The 17,071-nt window shown below is 63.9% G+C and carries 16 protein-coding genes and 1 pseudogene; 12 read left to right on the top strand and 5 right to left on the bottom strand.

Annotated elements, in window-relative coordinates; translation table 11 throughout:
* Positions 1-3: 3 nt before the first annotated feature.
* The gene (locus P9217_RS05535) at positions 4-705 is read right to left on the bottom strand and encodes a GntR family transcriptional regulator (RefSeq protein WP_164748502.1); all 702 of its coding nucleotides are present in this window, start codon (positions 703-705) and stop codon (positions 4-6) included.
* 226 nt (positions 706-931) lie between these two features.
* Between P9217_RS05535 and P9217_RS05530 the strand changes: the two genes are divergently transcribed.
* The 9 genes from P9217_RS05530 (at position 932) to P9217_RS05490 (ending at position 10,009) form a co-directional block, all read left to right on the top strand.
* A complete protein-coding gene (locus tag P9217_RS05530; protein WP_278086463.1) occupies positions 932-1,972 on the top strand; it encodes an ABC transporter substrate-binding protein in 1,041 nt (346 codons plus the stop codon).
* A gap of 76 nt (positions 1,973-2,048) precedes the next feature.
* Positions 2,049-3,131, top strand: coding sequence for an ABC transporter ATP-binding protein (locus P9217_RS05525; protein WP_095823935.1), 1,083 nt, complete (start codon positions 2,049-2,051; stop codon positions 3,129-3,131).
* Positions 3,128-4,051 (top strand): ABC transporter permease, encoded by a 924-nt coding sequence (locus P9217_RS05520; protein WP_278086464.1) that lies wholly within the window; start codon positions 3,128-3,130, stop codon positions 4,049-4,051. The genes P9217_RS05525 and P9217_RS05520 overlap by 4 nt, the downstream gene beginning before the upstream one ends.
* Positions 4,048-4,848 (top strand): ABC transporter permease, encoded by an 801-nt coding sequence (locus P9217_RS05515; protein WP_067327792.1) that lies wholly within the window; start codon positions 4,048-4,050, stop codon positions 4,846-4,848. The genes P9217_RS05520 and P9217_RS05515 overlap by 4 nt, the downstream gene beginning before the upstream one ends.
* A 24-nt stretch (positions 4,849-4,872) precedes the next feature.
* On the top strand, positions 4,873-6,459 hold the full coding sequence (ggt, locus tag P9217_RS05510; RefSeq protein WP_278086465.1) for a gamma-glutamyltransferase: 1,587 nt from the start codon (positions 4,873-4,875) through the stop codon (positions 6,457-6,459).
* Positions 6,460-6,509: 50 nt separating this feature from the next.
* On the top strand, positions 6,510-8,039 hold the full coding sequence (locus P9217_RS05505) for an acyl--CoA ligase (RefSeq protein WP_278086466.1): 1,530 nt from the start codon (positions 6,510-6,512) through the stop codon (positions 8,037-8,039).
* A complete protein-coding gene (locus P9217_RS05500; protein WP_278086467.1) occupies positions 8,039-9,016 on the top strand; it encodes a 2-dehydropantoate 2-reductase in 978 nt (325 codons plus the stop codon). The genes P9217_RS05505 and P9217_RS05500 overlap by 1 nt, the downstream gene beginning before the upstream one ends.
* 107 nt (positions 9,017-9,123) lie before the next feature.
* Positions 9,124-9,477 (top strand): nuclear transport factor 2 family protein, encoded by a 354-nt coding sequence (locus tag P9217_RS05495; protein ID WP_066988871.1) that lies wholly within the window; start codon positions 9,124-9,126, stop codon positions 9,475-9,477.
* Positions 9,478-9,673: 196 nt separating this feature from the next.
* Positions 9,674-10,009 (top strand): ArsC family reductase, encoded by a 336-nt coding sequence (locus tag P9217_RS05490; protein WP_278086468.1) that lies wholly within the window; start codon positions 9,674-9,676, stop codon positions 10,007-10,009.
* Between the two features lie 198 nt (positions 10,010-10,207).
* On the opposite strand, the gene P9217_RS05485 is transcribed toward P9217_RS05490, so the two are convergent.
* From P9217_RS05485 to P9217_RS05475, 3 genes and pseudogenes are all read right to left on the bottom strand, one after another.
* On the bottom strand, positions 10,208-10,555 hold the full coding sequence (locus P9217_RS05485) for a DUF488 domain-containing protein (RefSeq protein WP_067327797.1): 348 nt from the start codon (positions 10,553-10,555) through the stop codon (positions 10,208-10,210).
* 22 nt (positions 10,556-10,577) lie between these two features.
* Entirely contained in the window at positions 10,578-11,834 is a 1,257-nt protein-coding gene (locus P9217_RS05480; RefSeq protein ID WP_278086469.1) for an aminopeptidase, read from the bottom strand.
* Positions 11,835-11,974: 140 nt separating this feature from the next.
* Positions 11,975-12,890: pseudogene (locus P9217_RS05475) on the bottom strand (LysR substrate-binding domain-containing protein).
* A 95-nt stretch (positions 12,891-12,985) separates the two neighbouring features.
* Here P9217_RS05475 and P9217_RS05470 point away from each other — a divergent pair.
* From P9217_RS05470 to sbmA, 3 genes are all read left to right on the top strand, one after another.
* Entirely contained in the window at positions 12,986-13,183 is a 198-nt protein-coding gene (locus P9217_RS05470) for a hypothetical protein (protein ID WP_095800927.1), read from the top strand.
* Positions 13,184-13,255: 72 nt separating this feature from the next.
* Positions 13,256-14,416, top strand: coding sequence for a YbfB/YjiJ family MFS transporter (locus P9217_RS05465; RefSeq protein ID WP_095800926.1), 1,161 nt, complete (start codon positions 13,256-13,258; stop codon positions 14,414-14,416).
* Positions 14,417-14,538: 122 nt separating this feature from the next.
* A complete protein-coding gene (gene sbmA / locus P9217_RS05460) occupies positions 14,539-15,798 on the top strand; it encodes a peptide antibiotic transporter SbmA (RefSeq protein ID WP_066999060.1) in 1,260 nt (419 codons plus the stop codon).
* A 69-nt stretch (positions 15,799-15,867) separates the two neighbouring features.
* On the opposite strand, the gene P9217_RS05455 is transcribed toward sbmA, so the two are convergent.
* Positions 15,868-16,872 carry a polysaccharide deacetylase gene (locus tag P9217_RS05455; RefSeq protein ID WP_278086470.1) on the bottom strand — a complete coding sequence of 335 codons (1,005 nt, stop codon included), beginning with the start codon at positions 16,870-16,872 and terminating at the stop codon, positions 15,868-15,870.
* Between the last annotated feature and the right edge of the window lie 199 nt (positions 16,873-17,071).

Below are 17,071 nucleotides of genomic sequence, written 5' to 3'. Positions count from 1 at the left end.
GCCTCACGAAGCCTTGGCGAAAAAGCCCTGATAATCGGACTTGGCCTGCAGCAGGCGCAGGATGTTCTCGCGCGAGCCGCGCACATGCGCGCGAGCGCGCTCGCCGGCCAAAGCGACATCACCGGCGCAGATCGCGTCGACGATGCCCGTATGCTCCTCGCGGGTGAGCTTCCACTCGTCCAGCCACAGAAGCTCGGTCCACACATATTGCTGGCATTTGTCGAGGATGCCGCAAAGCATGCCGTGCAGCATCTCGTTGCCGCTGATCTCGGCGATCACCCGGTGCAGATCGATGCCGACCTGCAGCTCCTCAAATTTCTCTCGTGTGCTGCGGTCGGGGATTGCCGCCAGCCGTTCGCATTCGGCGAGCATGTGGCGCAGCCGCGCCTTGTCGGCGGCGGTCGCGTTCGCCGCTGCCAGCTCGGTCGCGCGCCCGTCGAGCAGCTCGCGAATGTCGAAGGCCTCGCGGAACATGGTCAGGTTGAACTCGGCAACAATATAGCCCTGGCGCGGACGTCCGATCACCAGGCCGTCGCGCTCGAGACGGTTGAAGGCTTCGCGCACCGGCGTGCGGCTCACCTTCAGGCGCTCGGCGATCTCGTTCTCGGTCACGCGGCCGCCTGGCGGGATCTGGCCGGTGATGATCAACGCCTTCAGCTTCTCGAACACCGAATCGCGCAGCGTGTTCTTTCTCTCCTTGCTCAAGCGTCCCGCCTCCAACGGTCAGTCACGGATTCGCAGTCTAGTGCCTTTTGGCTCCTGCTTGAAACAGAGCCGTATCAAACGCTCCAGGCCCGAAGCCTCAACTCATCGCCGCCCAAAAAACGCTCGGCACATGTTGACATCGGCTTCCGGAGAATTACACTCAAAATTGTATACAAATTCGCATACCAAATCAACGATAATGGGAACACCGGTTGGAGAAGCGAAAATGACGAAGAGACTTTGCATTCACGGTCTGGCCGTAGCCGGCCTGCTGGCCTCGGCCGCCGTTCCGGCCTCGGCCGCCGACACCATCACCGTCGCCTCATGGGGCGGCACCTATCAGGAGGCACAGACCAAGGCCTTCTTCGATCCGACGGCCAAGGAGCTCGGCATCACCATCAAGCAGGACACCACCAACGGCCTCGACGACGTGCGCCTGCAGGTCACCGGCAATGCGGTGAAATGGGACATCACCGAGCTTGGCGCCGACGAATGCGCGCGCGGTTCCAAGGAGGGCCTGTTCGAAAAGCTCGACTACAACGTCATCGACAAGAGCGGCATCAACCCGAAGCTCCTCCATGACGACTGGGTTGGCATCTCCTACACGTCCGTCGTGCTGATCTACCGGACCGATGTTTTCGGCGACAAGGGACCGAAGACCTGGGCCGATTTCTGGGACGTGGAAAAGTTCCCGGGCCGGCGGGCGCTCTCCGGCAGCCAGGCGACGGAGACACTGAGCGTCGCGGCGCTCGCCAAAGGCACTCCGATCGACAAGGTCTATCCGGTCGACATCGACGGCGCGCTGCAATCCGTCGACAAGGTCAAGGGTCACATCGACGCTTGGTGGACCTCGGGCGCGCAGGCCATGCAACTCGTCAAGGACGGTGAGGTCGATATGGCGAGCATCTGGAACGGCCGCGCCGGCACCCTGAGGAAGGAAGGCGCACCTGTCAGCTTCTCCTTCGACCAGGGTGTGCTTACCGCCGACTGCATGGTCATCCCGAAGGGCTCGAAGAACAAGGACCTCGCGATGAAAGCGCTGGCCAAGTTCGTCAGCCCCGACCTCCAGGCCAATCTGCCGCTCTATGTCGACAACGGCCCGGCCAACGAGAAGGCCTTCGAGACCGGCAAGATCCCGCAGGAGCGCATCAAGGACATCAACTCCGCGCCCGACAACGTCAAGAAGCAGGTGCTTCAGGATCCCGAGTTCTGGCGCGACAACCTCGTCGAGGCGACGGAGAAGTTCAACAACCTGATCCAGCAATAACGACTGCGCGGCGGAGCGGCGCGACGAGGCGCTGCTCCGCCGCGCTATCAATGATCCGGAGTTGAAGGAGATGCTCTTGTCTCTTGCGCCGACAGCGCTTCCCATCGGCATCCACGGTATCGAGAAGCGCTTCGGCGCGCTCTCCATCCTGAGCGATCTCAGCCTCGATGTCGCGGCCGGTGAATTCCTGACGCTGCTCGGTCCGTCGGGGTCGGGAAAGACCACGCTGCTGATGATCCTGGCCGGCTTTGTGCGGGCCAATGCCGGCTCGATCAAGGTCGGCGGCGAGGAGATCATCACCATGCCGCCACACAAGCGCAACATCGGCATGGTGTTCCAGAACTATGCGCTGTTCCCGCATATGAACGTCTTCCACAACATCGCCTTTCCGCTGAAGCAGCGGCGCGTATCGGCGGCGGAAACGGCCGAGCGTGTCGAGCGGGCGCTGGACCTGGTGCAGCTGAAAGGTCTCGGCGAGCGCCGCGTCGACCAGCTTTCGGGCGGCCAGCGCCAGCGCGTGGCTTTGGCCCGCGCCATCGTCTTCGAGCCGCGCATCGTGCTGATGGACGAGCCGCTGTCGGCGCTCGACAAAGGCTTACGCGAGCACATGCAGATCGAATTGCGCAACCTGCATCGGCGGCTCGGCATGACGACGGTCTACGTCACGCATGACCAGCGCGAGGCGATCACCATGTCCGATCGCATCGCGGTCATGAATGCCGGACGCATCGAGCAGATCGACCAGCCCGAGGTGCTCTACGCCCGGCCTAAGACGAAGTTCGTCGCCGGCTTCATCGGCGAATCCAATTTCATCCCGGTCGAATGCCGCAACGGCAGCGTCTGGTATGAGGATCGGAAGCTGCGCATGAATGACCCGGCGCCGTCCGCCGGTCGGCACTTGATGGTGGTGCGGCCGGAGAAATTGCGGCTGCTCGCCGACGCGGATCAGGCACGTCCCGTCAACGCGCTGCCGGCAACGGTCGGCGATGTCATCTATCAGGGCGACAGCTTCATCTGCTATGCGACGCTTCGCGACGGCCGCCAGGTGACGCTGCGCGACTATTGTCGCAGCGACGTGCTGGCGAAGCTGCCGGCGCCGGGCGAGCCGATCGCGCTCGGCATCGATGCCCAGGACGTCGTGCTGGTGTCGGATCAATGAGCGTCGGGTCCGCCAGTCTTGGTCACGCCGTCGGGCAGGACGGGGAACTCAACGCCTGGGCATTGCGCTCGGATGCCAGGCGCCAGGCGCTGGGGCTTCTGGCGCTGCTGTCGCCCGGGCTGTTCCTGGTATTCGCCGTCATCATCGTACCGATCGGCTGGCTGTTCTGGTTGTCGTTGTTCGACGAGAGCGGCCAGCTCAGCCTCGCCAATTACGCGCGCTTCTTCGAGCAGGCGTCCTACATCAAGACCTTCGCGACCACCTTCAAGGTTGCCTTTGTTGTCACCGGCGCCTGCGTGCTGTTCGGCTACCCGCTGGCCTATATGCTGTCGCAACTGCCGCGCCGCGCCGCCTCGATCTGCCTGATCTTCGTCATCCTGCCGTTCTGGACCTCGGTGCTGGTGCGCACCTATGCCTGGCTGGTCATCCTGCAGCGCAAGGGGCTGATCAACAATTGGCTGATCGATCTCGGCGTGATCGCCCAGCCGCTGCCGCTCGCCAACAATTTTGCCGGCGTCGTCATCGGCATGACCCACATCATGCTGCCCTTCCTGGTGCTACCGCTCTATGCTTCGATGAACACCATCGATGTCGACTGCCTGCGCGCCGGCATGAATCTCGGCGCCAGCCCCGCCGCCACCTTCCGGCAGATCTTTTTCCCGCTGTCGCTGCCGGGCCTCGCCTCCGGCGTGGTCATCGTCTTCGTGCTTTGCCTCGGCTTTTTCGTCACGCCGGCGCTGATGGGCGGCGGCAAGGTCATCATGTGGGCGATGCGCATGGAGCAGGCGACCAGCCTCTACTCGAACTGGGGCGCGGGTGCTGCGCTCGGCGTCGTGCTGCTTGCCGTCACGCTGGCGTTGCTCGGCTTCTTCCAGTGGCTGCTCGGCGCGCGCGCCACCGGCGTTTGGAGCCAGCGATGAGCGCCGAAAGCAGCCTGCCTATAACGCATTGGCAACGCCTCTGGCTCTATCTGCTGGGCGGCCTCGTCATGCTGTTTTTGATCGCGCCCTCGGTGATTATTGTCATCATGTCCTTCTCCGGCTCGACGCTGCTGCAGTTCCCGCCCGAGCAATGGTCGCTGCGCTGGTATGAGAGCTATTTCGGTTCCGTCGAATGGCGCGACGCCACCATCGTCTCGGTGAAGGTGGCGGTGATGACCGCGATCGTGGCGACGCCGCTCGGCACCGCAGCTGCCTATGCCATCAACGCCGGCACGCTCAGGCTGACCGGCGCCATCAATGCGCTGCTCACGGCGTCGCTGATCATTCCGGTCATCCTGATCGGCATCGGCACTTTCTTTCTCTATGCCCGCATTGGCCTCAACAACACGCTGACCGGCCTCGTCATCGCCCACACCGTCCAGGCGTTGCCGCTGGTCGTGCTCACCGTCCTGTCGGGGCTGCGCTCTTACGACATGAACCAGGAGATGGTGGCGCGCAGCCTTGGCGCCGGCCGCTTCGCGGCCTTTTTCCAGGTGACCATGCCGCAGTTGCGCTTCTCGATCGTCTCGGGCGCGCTCTTTGCCTTCATCACCTCCTTCGACGAGGTGGTGGTGTCGCTCTTCATCTCGGGCGGTGAGACCACGACGCTGACGCGCCGCATGTTCAATGCATTGCGCGACCAGATCGATCCGACGATTGCCGCCATTTCGACTTGCCTGATCGTGCTATCGATCGTCTTGTTGTCCGCCGCCCAGCTTTTCGGCCGCGGACGTTGAGAATACAGGGATACCTCGAACAGAATGCGTGATTTCCAGTTTCCAGGCCGCTCGCCGGTCCGCGCCACCGAAGCCATGGCCGCGACCTCGCATCCGCTCGCCACACTTGCCGCCATCGACATGTTGCGGTCCGGCGGCAACGCCATGGATGCGGCTGTCTGCGCCGCGGCCGTGCAGGCGGTTGTCGAGCCGCAATCGACCGGTATCGGCGGCGACTGCTTCGTGCTCTACTGCCCGAAGGGAGAAGGCAATGTGATCGCCTTCAACGGCTCCGGCCGCGCGCCCCAGGCCGCTACGGTCGACTGGTATCTGGAGAGAGGTTTCAGCGAGCTGCCGAAGCAGGGCGCGCACGCGGTCACCATTCCCGGCGCCGTCGACGCCTGGTGTCGGCTGTTGGAAGACCATGGCCGAAAGGGCATAGCCGAAGCGCTCGCTCCCGCCATCCATTACGCCGAACAAGGCTACGTCGTACACGACCGCGTCGCCTTCGACTGGGAGGATCCGGAAACCGACCTGTCGGCCGACGAAGTGGCGACGCGCATTTTCCTCCCGGGCGGCAAGCCGCCAAAGCCCGGTGATGTGCATCGCCAGCCGGAACTGGCGGAAACGCTGCGCATCATCGCTAAGCGCGGCCGCGCCGGTTTCTACGAAGGCGCTGTTGCGGAAGACATCGTCGGTCGGCTTCGCCAACTCGGCGGCCTTCATACGCTGGACGATTTCGCCGCGACGAAAGGCGACTACAAGACGCCGGTCAGCACCTCCTATCGCGGTCATGACATCCACCAGATGCCGCCGAACAATCAGGGCCTGACCGCGCTATTGATGCTGAACGTGCTCTCTGGCTTCGATCTCGGCGCGCTTGAACCGAATGGCGCAGAGCGCCTGCATCTGGAGATCGAGGCCGGCCGGCTGGCATATCGCGACCGCGACAATCTGCTCGCGGATCAGGATCACGTTGCGGTGCCGGTGAAGGAACTCCTCTCCATCGCCTATGCCGACCGGCTGCGCGCCGAGATCGACCGGGAACGCGCCATGACGCATTTGCCGCGCGTCGATTTGCCGGGCAGCGACACGGTCTACATCACCGTCGTCGACCGCGACCGGAACGCGGTGAGCTTCATCAACTCGACCTATTATTCCTTCGGCAGCGGCGTCGTCGGTCCGAAGACCGGCGTCGTGCTGCAGAACCGCGGCACTTCGTTCCGGCTCGATCCGAAGCATCCGAACGCAATAGCGCCGGGCAAGCGGCCGATGCACACGATCATGCCGGGCATGATGGTGAGGGACGGCCGTGCTGTGATGCCCTTCGGCGTCATGGGCGGCGGCTATCAGCCCTTCGGCCATGTCCATCTTTTGACCAACATGATCGACTTCGGCATGGATCCGCAGCAGACCTTGGATGCGCCGCGCGTCTTTTACAATCACGACGTCGTGGAAGCCGAGCGAAGCGTGCGTCCCGATACGATCGAAGGCCTGCGCCGCCGCGGCCATCGTGTTGTCGAGCCAGACCATCCGCTCGGCGGCGGGCAGGCGGTGCTCATCGATTGGGAAAAAGGCACGCTGACCGGCGCCTCCGATCCGCGCAAGGACGGCTCGGCGCTCGGATATTGAGCAGCCCTTTGCTGGACATCGGCCGATCGTTCGAAACATAGTCTGGAACCATGACAACAAGCGAAAATCCCTTTGATCTTGCTCATCGCCTCGCGCCCGGCGCCGAAGACGCGCCAGCCATCGCCGCGCCCGACCGGACAGTCCTCTCGCATGGGGGGCTGCGCCGTCTGATCCAAGAGACCGTGACCCGGCTCAACACGCTCGGCATCGGCCGTGGCGACCGCGTTGCCATCGTGCTGCCGAACGGCCCGGAGATGGCAACGGCCTTCATCGCGGTCGCCGCAGCCGCGTCCACAGCGCCGCTCAATCCAGCCTACCGGGCCGACGAGCTCGATTTCTATCTGAGCGACATCGGCGTCAAGGCGATCCTTGTCGGCAAGGACGAGCAAGGACCCTCGGTCGAAGTTGCCGAACGCCTCGGCATTGCGGTGCTGCGGCTGGCGGTGCCTGAAGGCGCGCCGGCCGGCATCTTTACCATCGAGGGCGGCCCGGTCGGGCCGCCGGTTGCCTCCGGCTTGGCCGAAGACAGCGACACCGCTCTCCTTCTGCATACCTCCGGCACTACATCGCGGCCGAAGCTGGTGCCGCTCAGCCACGCCAATCTCGCCGCCTCGGCCGCGCATATCGGCGCCACGCTGGGCCTGGGCTCGGCCGACCGCTGCCTCAACATCATGCCGCTGTTTCACATCCACGGGCTGATCGCGGCGGTGCTGTCCTCGCTCGCCGCCGGCGCCAGCGTCTTCTGCACGCCGGGCTTCAACGCGCTGCGCTTTTTCCAATGGCTCTCCGAAGCGAAGCCAACCTGGTATACGGCGGTGCCGACGATGCACCAGGCGATCCTGCCGCGCGCCGCGCGCAATCCCGGGCAACTGGCCGAAGCGAAGCTGCGTTTCATCCGCTCGTCGTCGGCCTCACTCCCGGCGCAGGTCATGGCAGAGCTGGAGGCGACTTTCGGCTGTCCGGTGATCGAGGCCTACGGCATGACCGAGGCTGCGCACCAGATGGCGTCCAACCGGCTGCCACCCGGACTGCGCAAGCCGGGCAGCGTCGGCGCCTCGGCCGGACCGGAAGTGGCCGTCATGGCGCCGGATGGAAGGCTGCTCGAGCCCGGCGAGATCGGCGAGATCGTCATTCGCGGCCCGAACGTCACCGCCGGCTACGAGAAGAATCCGGACGCCAACGCCAGCGCCTTCGCGCATGGCTGGTTCCACACCGGCGACCAGGGCGTGCTGGACGAGGACAATTATCTGCGCGTTACCGGCCGGCTGAAGGAGATCATCAATCGCGGCGGCGAAAAGATCTCTCCGCTCGAGGTCGATGGCGTGCTGATGGATCATCCGGCGGTGGCGCAGGTCGTCACCTTCGCCATGCCGCATGACAAGCTCGGCGAGGAAGTGGCTGCCGCTGTCGTGCTGCGGGAAGGCCAGAGCGCCAGCGAGGCCGACATTCGCGGCTTTGCCGCGACTCGGCTCGCCGATTTCAAGGTGCCGCGCAAGGTGGTGATCCTGGACGAGATCCCGAAGGGCGCCACCGGCAAATTGCAGCGCATAGGCCTCGCGGCAAAACTCGGTTTGAGCTGATGCGCATTACAGTCTTCGGCGCCGGCGCCATCGGCGGCTATCTCGCCGCCAAGCTGGCGACTGCCGGCCGCGTCGATCTGTCGATCGTGGCGCGCGGCGCGCATCTCGAAGCGATCGAGGCCGATGGCCTACGCCTGATCGAGGACGGCAAGGAGACGATCGCGCGCGTGAGGGCAGCGGCCACGTCCGAAGAACTCGGCATTCAGGATTACGTGGTGCTGGCGCTGAAGGCGCATTCGCTGGCGCCGGCGCTGGGCGAGATTGCACCGCTGCTGGGCGAGGGGACAGCCGTCGTCACCATGCAGAACGGCGTGCCCTGGTGGTACTTCTACAAGGCCGGCGGCGCGCTCGAAGGCACGCGGCTTGATGCGGTCGATTCCGGCGGAAGGATCTGGGAGACCATCGGGCCCGGCCGCGTCATCGGCTCGGTCGTCTATCCAGCCGTCGAGGTCGATGCGCCCGGGCGGATCCGCCATGTCGAGGGCACGCGCTTTTCGCTCGGCGAGCCTTCGGGCGAAAAGAGCGAGCGGGTGAGTGTGTTGGCGCGCGAGATGGTCAAGGCCGGGCTGCAGGCGCCGGTCCGCGAGGACATACGTTCGGAAATCTGGGTGAAGCTTTGGGGCAATCTTTCGTTCAACCCGATCTCGGCGCTGACCGGCAGCACGCTTGCGGCGATCGTCGCCGATGAAGGCACGCGGGCCGTCGCCCGCGCCATGATGCTGGAGGCGCAGGCGATTGGCGAGCGCCTCGGCGTGCGCTTCCTGATCCCCGTCGACCGGCGCATCAAGGGGGCCGGCGACGTCGGCGGGCACAAGACCTCGATGTTGCAGGACCTCGAACGCGGCCGCCCGATGGAGGTCGACGCGCTGGTAACGGCAGTGCAGGAGCTTGGCCGCCTGACCGGCCAGCCGACGCCCGCCATCGACACCGTGCTGGCGCTGGTGCGCCGGCTGGCGATCCAGCGCGGCTGCTGTTAGCAGACCGGCATTCGATCCTGACACGATTTGTCAGCTACCGACGCTTCGGCGATGGCAGGTCACGAGGGAGCTCCCTATCTCGGGTCTGTCCAAACCGGGAGGAAATCATGACCACTGCCGAAGTCGCCAAGCATTTCACCGAACTCCTCAAGCAGGGCGACAACCGCGGCGCTGCCGCGAAATACAATGCCGATAACATCGTCAGCTACGAGGCGATGGAAGGGCCCATGGCCGTTTGCAGCGGCAGGGACGCCGTAAAGCAGAAGGGCGAATGGTGGGAAGCGAACCATGAGGTTCACGGCGGCTCGATCGAGGGCCCCTACGTCAATGGCGACCAGTTCGCCTTGCGCTTCACCTTTGACGTGACGCCCAAATCTACCGGCGAACGCGTCAAAATGGATGAGGTTGGCCTCTATACGGTCAAGAACGGCAAGATCAGCGAAGAGCGCTTCTACTATTGAAGCCGATCGGCGTCTGGCATTCCGAATCTTCGTTGCAGGATCTGAAAATCAGACATGGCGGCCAAGATGATATTCCGGCCGCCATGGAGAGCGCCAAATCGTCTTCACGTAGTCACGCTGGCAAAGCGGGCAAGGCAAGCCTAGGATTCGGCCAGATTCGCAATCCATCCGCCCGAGGTCCGAATTAACGATCACCATGTACGGCATCACCACCTGCGACACGATCAAGAAGGCGCGCGTCTGGCTGGAGAGCCGCGACCTTCCCTACCGCTTCCATGACTATCGCGCCGAAGGGATCGAGGCGGAAAGGCTGAATGGTTGGGTCGATAAGGTCGGCTGGGAGAGACTGCTCAACAAGGGCAGCACGATTTTTCGCGAACTGCCGGAGAAGGATAAGGAAGCGCTCGACGAGAAGAAAGCGAAGAAGCTGATGCTCGCCAAGCCCACTATCATCAAGCGGCCCGTGCTGGAGGTGGGTGGCCGCATCTTGGTTGGTTTCAAGCCGGATGTTTATGAAGAGGCGGTGAAGTAGGATTCGGCAGCCGCGGCACACTATCCCTCGTCATCCTAGGGCGAGCAACGAGCGAAGCGACGCGCGCAGACCCTAGGATTCCATGCCGCGACGCTAAAGCGTTGTGGCGGTTTAAGAGTTCTGCTCCGTTGCGTCCTTCGGTGACAGTCACGGCATGGAATCCTCGGGTCAAGCCCGAGGATGACGACGAGAGAGAGGTTACTCCCTCCGCAAATACCCCATCAACGCCACCGCATTGTTATGCGCCTCGTCATGCGCGCCGAAGAGCAGCGTCACCTTGCCGTGGCGCAGCAGTTCTCGCAGCTGCGCCACAGCCTCCTCGTTGCCGTCCAGCTCGGCGCAGTACCGCTTCTGGAACTCCGGCCATCGTTCGAGATCATGCCCGAACCATTTGCGCAGTTCGGTGCTCGGCGCGATCTTCTTCAGCCAAAGGTCCAGCGCGGCGTCCTTCTTGGAGACGCCGCGCGGCCAGACGCGGTCTACCAGCACACGCTGGCCATCGCTCCTCTCCGGCGCTTCGTAGACGCGCTTTACCGCCACGTCCAAGGCTGTCTCCGCGTCGGGTCTCTCAGGCCCACTCGCCCTTGCGCATCACCGGCACGCGGCTGCCGTCCTTGCCGACGCCGTTGATGTCGATCTTGTCCGAGCCGATCATCCAGTCGATGTGGATAAAACTCTTGTTGCCGCCGCGCTCGGCAATCTCGTCCTGGCTGAGCGAGCCGCCGTTGACGAAGCACTTCGAATAGCACTGTCCGAGCGCGATGTGGCAGGCGGCGTTCTCGTCGAACAGCGTGTTGAAGAACAGCAGGCAGCTCTTCGAGATCGGCGAGGAATGCGGCACCAGCGCCACTTCGCCGAGCCGGCGCGCGCCCTCGTCGGTGTCCAGCACCTTCTTCAGAACGTCCTCGCCCTTCGAGGCCTTGGCCTCGACGATCCGACCGCCCTCGAAGCGCACCGAGATCTCGTCGATCAGCGTGCCCTGGTAGGAGAGCGGCTTGGTCGAGGAGACATGGCCTTCGACGCGCCTCGCATGCGGCGTGGTGAACACTTCCTCGGTCGGGATGTTCGGATTGCAGGTGATGCCGTTCTTCGCCGTCGAAGCGCCGCCCATCCATTCATGACCTTCCGCCAGGCCGACGGTGAGGTCGGTGCCCGGTCCGGTGAAATGCAGCGCGTGGAAATTGTGCTCGTTCAGCCATTTCGTGCGCTCGGCCAAGGCCGCGTTGTGCGCCTTCCAGTTGCCGATCGGATCCTCGACATCGACGCGCGAGGCCGAGAAGATCGCGTCGGCGAGCCTCACCACCGCGACATCGTCGGGCTCGCCCGGGAACACTTGGCGAGCCCAGGCAACATCCGGATATGCGACGATGTTCCAGTTGATGTCGAAACCGGTGATCTTTTCGAGCGCCGGCTGGTACGCCATCGAATTCGCCTTGTTGGCCCGCGCCACCTTGGCCGGGTCCTGCGCCGACAGCAGAGACGGATCCTCGCCGCGCACCGCAAGCCGCGCCGCATTGTTGGCGAAGGCTTTCGCCATGCCTTCGTAAAGCCAGCCGGCGGCGCGGTCGAAGCCGGCGTCGGCGCCATAGCGGAAACGCGCCAGCGTGATCTCGTCGTCGTTGAAGATCGGCGTCACCAGCCCGGCGCCGGCCTTATAGGCATGCTCGACGATGCGCCGGGTCAGCGGCAGCGCCGCGATCGAGGACGTCAGCACCAGGTCCTGTCCCGGCTGCAGCTGCAGCCCGACCTTGACGGCGACTTCGGCCAGCCTGTCGAGCTTCACCGGGTCGATGGTTGCCGAGACGCCGCGCGAATGTGTGGTCATGATCCTGCCTGCCGTGATTGTGGGGTCTGATCCTTACATAGACCGCTGCGCCCGGCCTTTCCACCGCGATCGACTGGGCCTCCAGGCATGATCGCGAAAAGTGCATGGCGGCGTTCGGACAAGATCATGCTCAAACGAGCTCAGGCGGCGCTGTCGAGCGCCCGGAACTGCGCCTTGGTCGCTTCGATCTCCTCGCGGACCCAGGCCTTGAAGTCGCGCACCTTTCGGCTTTCGCTTTTGGTGGCCGAGGTCACCATCCAGTAGCCGAGCCCGCTTTCAGCTCGCACGCCGAAAGGGGCGACCAGCCGGCCATCGGCCAGCGCATCGGCGGTTCAGCAATTGCCAGGCGAGCATCACGCCATGGCCGGCGATTGCAGATTCCAGGCAGAGCATCGGATCGGTGAAGCGCGCGCCTTTTTGGAAAGTGACCGGCTCGACGCCGGCCGCCTTGAACCAGCTATCCCAGCTGATCATTGCCCGCTCGTCGGTGATGGCGCAGGTCCGCGCCAGGTCCTCGATCGAGTTCAGCTTGGCCGCGATCGCTTGTACGCAGACCGGAAACACTTCCTGCGCCAAAAGCAGTTCCGCGTTTACTCCCGGCCAAGCGCCGTCGCCCATCCGAATCGCAATGTCGATATCGGAATGGTCGAGATCGGCGAGCCTGCCTGAAGCGTCTATGCGCAAGAGCACGTTGGGATGGCGGGCAAAATGCCGCGACAGCCTGGGCAACAGCCATTTCGAGGCGAAGGCGGGCGCCACCGACACCACCAGGGTGCATTCCGTTGCCTCGTCGGCCAACGCCACCGCTTGCGCAAGCTCGCGGAAGCCGGCGCTCAGCCGGGCCGTGAAAACGACGCCAAATTCCGTCGTCACGAGTCCGCCGGACGTCCGCTCGAACAGCGCCTGCCCCAGCTGTTTTTCCGTGCGCTTGATCTGCTGGCTGACGGCGCTGACCGAAACATTGAGTTCGGCAGCCGCCGCGGCAAGCGATCCAACGCGGGCAACGGTTTCGACGGCACGCAAGCCATTGAGGTGGACACGGTTCAGGATCGTCATCCAGTTTTTCTAAACTTGCTGGTCTCAAATCTCAATTGAAACGTGCCGAAGAAAAGCGGATTCTAGCGAGGCAAACCGGGCTTGGAGGCAGGTCGATGAAGATTTTCTCTTTGCTGAAGGGGCTTTCCGGCGCTGAGCCAAGACAGGCTTGGCAGGACGACGGCGAGATTGCCCGCTGGACGGTCGATCCTCTGTCGCATCCGGTGCTGGACTCCATGTCGGAGCGCGAGCTCGGCGATATGCCGTTCCGGCTCACGGCCGGCCGCACGGTGTACGAGACGGCTTGCCGCTGAAGGCGGGCCAAGCCGGCCTGGCCCAACGCAATCGCATTGTTTCGCACGTGCACACATTTATGCTGCGCTGCAATGAAAGCCGCTTCGCCATCTCCCTTGCGCCTTGCCCTCGCCGGCATGACGGCTCTCGCCGTCGCCATGGGCATCGGCCGCTTCGTCTACACGCCGATCCTGCCCGGCATGATGGAAGAGTTGCACCTGACGCCGGCAGACGCCGGCTGGATCGCTTCCGCTAACTATCTCGGCTATCTCATTGGCGCGCTCGCCGCGGCCGGCGGCTGGGCGCATGGCCGCGAGCGTCTGCTGATGTTCGCAAGCCTTGCCGCGAGCGCCGTGCTCGCGGCTCTGATGGGACTGAACGAGACGATGGCCGCTTTCCTCGCCATTCGTTTTCTCGCCGGCCTGGCCAGCGCCTTCGTCATGGTTTTCATGTCGTCGATCGTCTTCAGCCATCTTGCAAAGGCAGGCCGCGGCGATCTGCAAGCGCTGCATTTCGGCGGTGTCGGCCTGGGCATTGCGGCGTCCTCGGCGCTGCTGGCCATCCTCGTCACGGCCCATGCCGGCTGGCCCGCGGGCTGGCTATGGTCGGGAGCAATTTCCGCTGTCGGCCTGCTCCTCGTCGCGATCCTCGCGGGCTCCGCCACGCCCGCCAATGGCGTCGATGGGCCTGAACCGGCGTTGCCGAAGGATAGATCGCTGACGAAGATAATCCTTGCCTATGGGCTGTTCGGCTTGGGCTATGTGGTGACGGCCACTTTTCTGGTCGCCATCGTTCGCCAGGACGGCGGCGGACGTGTCTTCGAGGCCTCGGTCTGGATGATCGCCGGTCTTGCCGGCTTCCCCTCGACCTGGTTCTGGCAAAAGCTCGCCGCCAGGATCGGGCTTTATACGGCCTATGCCGTGAGCTGCCTGGTCGAAGTGGTCGGCGTCATCGCCAGCGTCGTCGTCAAAGGTTTCAGCGGGCCGCTTCTGGCTGCCATATTGCTCGGCGGCACGTTCATCGCCATCACCGCGTTCGGCCTGCAGGCAGCAAGGCAGCTTGCGCCGCAGGCGCCGCGCCGCATCTTCGCGGTGATGACCGCCGCCTTCGGCCTCGGCCAGATCATCGGTCCGATTGCCGCCGGCTTGCTCGCCCAGGCCTCGGGCAATTATGTGCTCGCCTCGATCATGGCGGCTGCCGCTCTGCTGGTCTCCGGCGTCGTTGCCTGGTCGGCTGCACCAAAATCGCCATGATTTGTGGTCTTGTTCGGTGCCGAGCGCCGGGCCGGGCATTTTCTTTCCCAGTAATGTGTGACCTTATGCCCGCCGAACAGCAACGCCGCTGATTTGCGGTCAGACCGAGGAAACCCGCCACAGTGTTCGTATCCTTCTTCCCGCAGCCGAAGCTTTTCTTCACCTCGGCCGCCCTCTGGAGCCTTGCGGCGATCCTGTTCTGGTTCTTCGGCGGCGAACAGCTGGGCGCCATCCTCGGCATGCCGCCGGCGGCTGCGGGTGCGCCGCCCATCATCGGCATCGCGGTTCTATGGTCGAAGCCGTTCTTGTGGTTCTACATGTACTTCGTGGCCTGTGTGGCGATCTTCTACGCGTTCTGGAGCTGGTATGCTCCGCATCCGTGGCAGAACTGGTCGATCCTGATGACCGCCGTCATTCTCTTCTTCATCTATTTCAACGTGCAGGTCAGCGTCGCCGTCAACAACTGGTACGGACCTTTCTTCGATTATGTCCAGGGGCTGATGTCGGGGACGACGCCATCGACTGACATCGAGTTCTACAGGGGGTTGGCCGACTTCTCCTGGCTGGCGCTGGTCGGCATGAACGTGCAGGTGGTCAACGCCTTTATCGTCAGCCACTGGATCTTCCGCTGGCGCACGGCGATGAACGACTACTTCATGGCGAACTGGGGCCGGCTGCGCCACATCGAGGGCGCTTCGCAGCGCATCCAGGAAGATACGATGCGCTTCTCGCAGATCATGGAGGACCTGGGCTCGAGCTTCGTCCAGTCGATCATGACCCTCATCGCCTTCCTGCCGGTGATGATCCAGCTGCAAGCGCACATCACCGAGTTGCCGATCCTGGGCGCGGTGCCGCAGCCCCTGGTCGTTGCCGCGCTGGGGTGGTGCATATTCGGCACGGCCTCGGTGATGCTCGCCGGCATCAAGCTGCCGGGCCTCCAGTTCCGCAACCAGCGCGTCGAGGCCGCCTATCGCAAGGAACTCGTCTACGGCGAAGACCATCCCGACCGGGCGCAGCCGGCGACGACGACGGAACTGTTCGACAATGTGCGCCGCAACTACTTCAGGCTCTATTTCCACTACATCTATTTCAACGTCGTCCGGTACACCTACCTGCAGGCCGACAACATCTTCTCGCTGCTGATCCTCGGGCCCTCGCTGGTTGCGCACAAGATCACCTTCGGTGCGCTGAACCAGATTTCGAACGCCTTCGGCAAGGTGACGAATTCGCTGCAGTTCCTGTTGAATTCCTGGTCGACCATCGTCGAGCTGCAGTCGGTGCACAAGCGCCTGCGCGCCTTCGAGGCGACGCTGGAAGGCGAGCCGCTGCCAGACATCGACCAGCGTTATCTCGCGCGGCAGAGCGCGGAGGATCCGGCCTGAACTCGGAACAATTGCGGAGCGCCTTTCCGTCCGGAATTGCGCCCAGGCAAGAGATTGGAAGTGGGTGGCTCAGCCGCCCACGGCAACCCGTGCATCGCCGGAGCGCTGCCGCTCGATATAGTCGCGGAAGCTGATGCATTCGACCTGCTCCATGACGCAGACTTCACCGGCAACGCGCTCCAGCGCGTTCCAGTAGGCGCCGGCATTCATCTGCGTGAAGTGGAAGCCGAGCCCCAGCGGAAGTCGTTTGCCGTTGTATTGCGCATCGAAGGCGGCGCGAAACGCCCGATAGGCGCGGTCGGCGAACTCGCCTGCCATCGACGGCTTCTCGAAGCCGCCCGAATGGCGGACATAGAGGTTGTAGTCCATCGCCACCACCCGCTTCGACTTCGGCCCCTCCGGAATCTGCGGCAATGCAAAGCGGGTGGTGCCGTCCTTTGCGCGCGGCAGGGCAGGGCCGTTCGAGACACCGCTTGCGTCATATTGGAAGCCGGCCTCGGGCAGCGCTTCGTAAAGGGCCCTGCCGGCCGAGAGGTACGGCGCGCGGAAACCGATCACGGCATGGCGGGCGAAATCACGCCAGCCAGGCGGCTCCGGCGAAATGCCGTTGATCGCATAGGCGTTTTCGAGGACGCGGCGGAACGCTGAGAACTCGGCCAGCCATTCGGCCTTGCTCCAGCCCTTGCCGTCGAAATGTCCGCAGGCATGACTGCCGATGTCGTGACCTTCGGCGGCCGCGAGCCGGATCTGTTGCAGCCGGTCCGCGACATCCGGCTCCGAGGCGGCGAAGCCGATATTCGATTTGCTGGCACCCTTGCCGGGCGCGACGTACTCGGCGCGCGTTTTCGGCGAGAGCAGGAAGACGCAGGACAGAAAATACGTGAAATGCGCGCCGGTGCGCTTTGCCAGCGCGCGGCTGCGCTCCCATTGCGAGATCTCGCGTGCGCTGTCGAAGGAGATAAGCACGATCTGCTTTGGTTTCGCCGCCATCGGTTTCGGCGGATCGGCAAGCCCCGTGCCAACGGAGCCAAGCCAGGCGAGGCTGAACGCAAGGACGCGGAACGAACGTGGCACTGGCAACCTTTTGGGCAACCTTTGGGGCTGTAGGAAAGCCGTCTATCGCCCAAATGTAGCATCGATGCGTTCCGGCAAGGCCTGTGGGGCACTGGGAGCCTCCGCCGATTTTCCGGCGATCCCCCTTCCATGCCGACGAAATTTCGCTAAAACGCGGGGCTCAAGAAGCGCTCCGTTCCGGGGCCGCAATGGTTTTTGA

The organism is Mesorhizobium sp. WSM4989, from assembly GCF_029625795.1.
In the GTDB taxonomy this organism is placed as follows: domain Bacteria; phylum Pseudomonadota; class Alphaproteobacteria; order Rhizobiales; family Rhizobiaceae; genus Mesorhizobium.
This window is presented reverse-complemented; position numbering and strand designations above follow the sequence as displayed.

What these genes read in the sequence shown, in the direction of transcription:
- P9217_RS05515 (WP_067327792.1), top strand. Translation starts at nt 4,048, where the DNA reads ATGAGCGCCGAAAGCAGCCTGCCTATAACGCATTGGCAACGCCTCTGG.
- P9217_RS05470 (WP_095800927.1), top strand. Translation starts at nt 12,986, where the DNA reads ATGAAGATTTTCTCTTTGCTGAAGGGGCTTTCCGGCGCTGAGCCAAGA.
- P9217_RS05465 (WP_095800926.1), top strand. Translation starts at nt 13,256, where the DNA reads ATGAAAGCCGCTTCGCCATCTCCCTTGCGCCTTGCCCTCGCCGGCATG.
- P9217_RS05495 (WP_066988871.1), top strand. Translation starts at nt 9,124, where the DNA reads ATGACCACTGCCGAAGTCGCCAAGCATTTCACCGAACTCCTCAAGCAG.
- ggt (WP_278086465.1), top strand. Translation starts at nt 4,873, where the DNA reads ATGCGTGATTTCCAGTTTCCAGGCCGCTCGCCGGTCCGCGCCACCGAA.
- P9217_RS05520 (WP_278086464.1), top strand. Translation starts at nt 3,128, where the DNA reads ATGAGCGTCGGGTCCGCCAGTCTTGGTCACGCCGTCGGGCAGGACGGG.
- P9217_RS05490 (WP_278086468.1), top strand. Translation starts at nt 9,674, where the DNA reads ATGTACGGCATCACCACCTGCGACACGATCAAGAAGGCGCGCGTCTGG.
- P9217_RS05480 (WP_278086469.1), bottom strand. Translation starts at nt 11,834, where the DNA reads ATGACCACACATTCGCGCGGCGTCTCGGCAACCATCGACCCGGTGAAG.
- P9217_RS05505 (WP_278086466.1), top strand. Translation starts at nt 6,510, where the DNA reads ATGACAACAAGCGAAAATCCCTTTGATCTTGCTCATCGCCTCGCGCCC.
- P9217_RS05500 (WP_278086467.1), top strand. Translation starts at nt 8,039, where the DNA reads ATGCGCATTACAGTCTTCGGCGCCGGCGCCATCGGCGGCTATCTCGCC.
- P9217_RS05530 (WP_278086463.1), top strand. Translation starts at nt 932, where the DNA reads ATGACGAAGAGACTTTGCATTCACGGTCTGGCCGTAGCCGGCCTGCTG.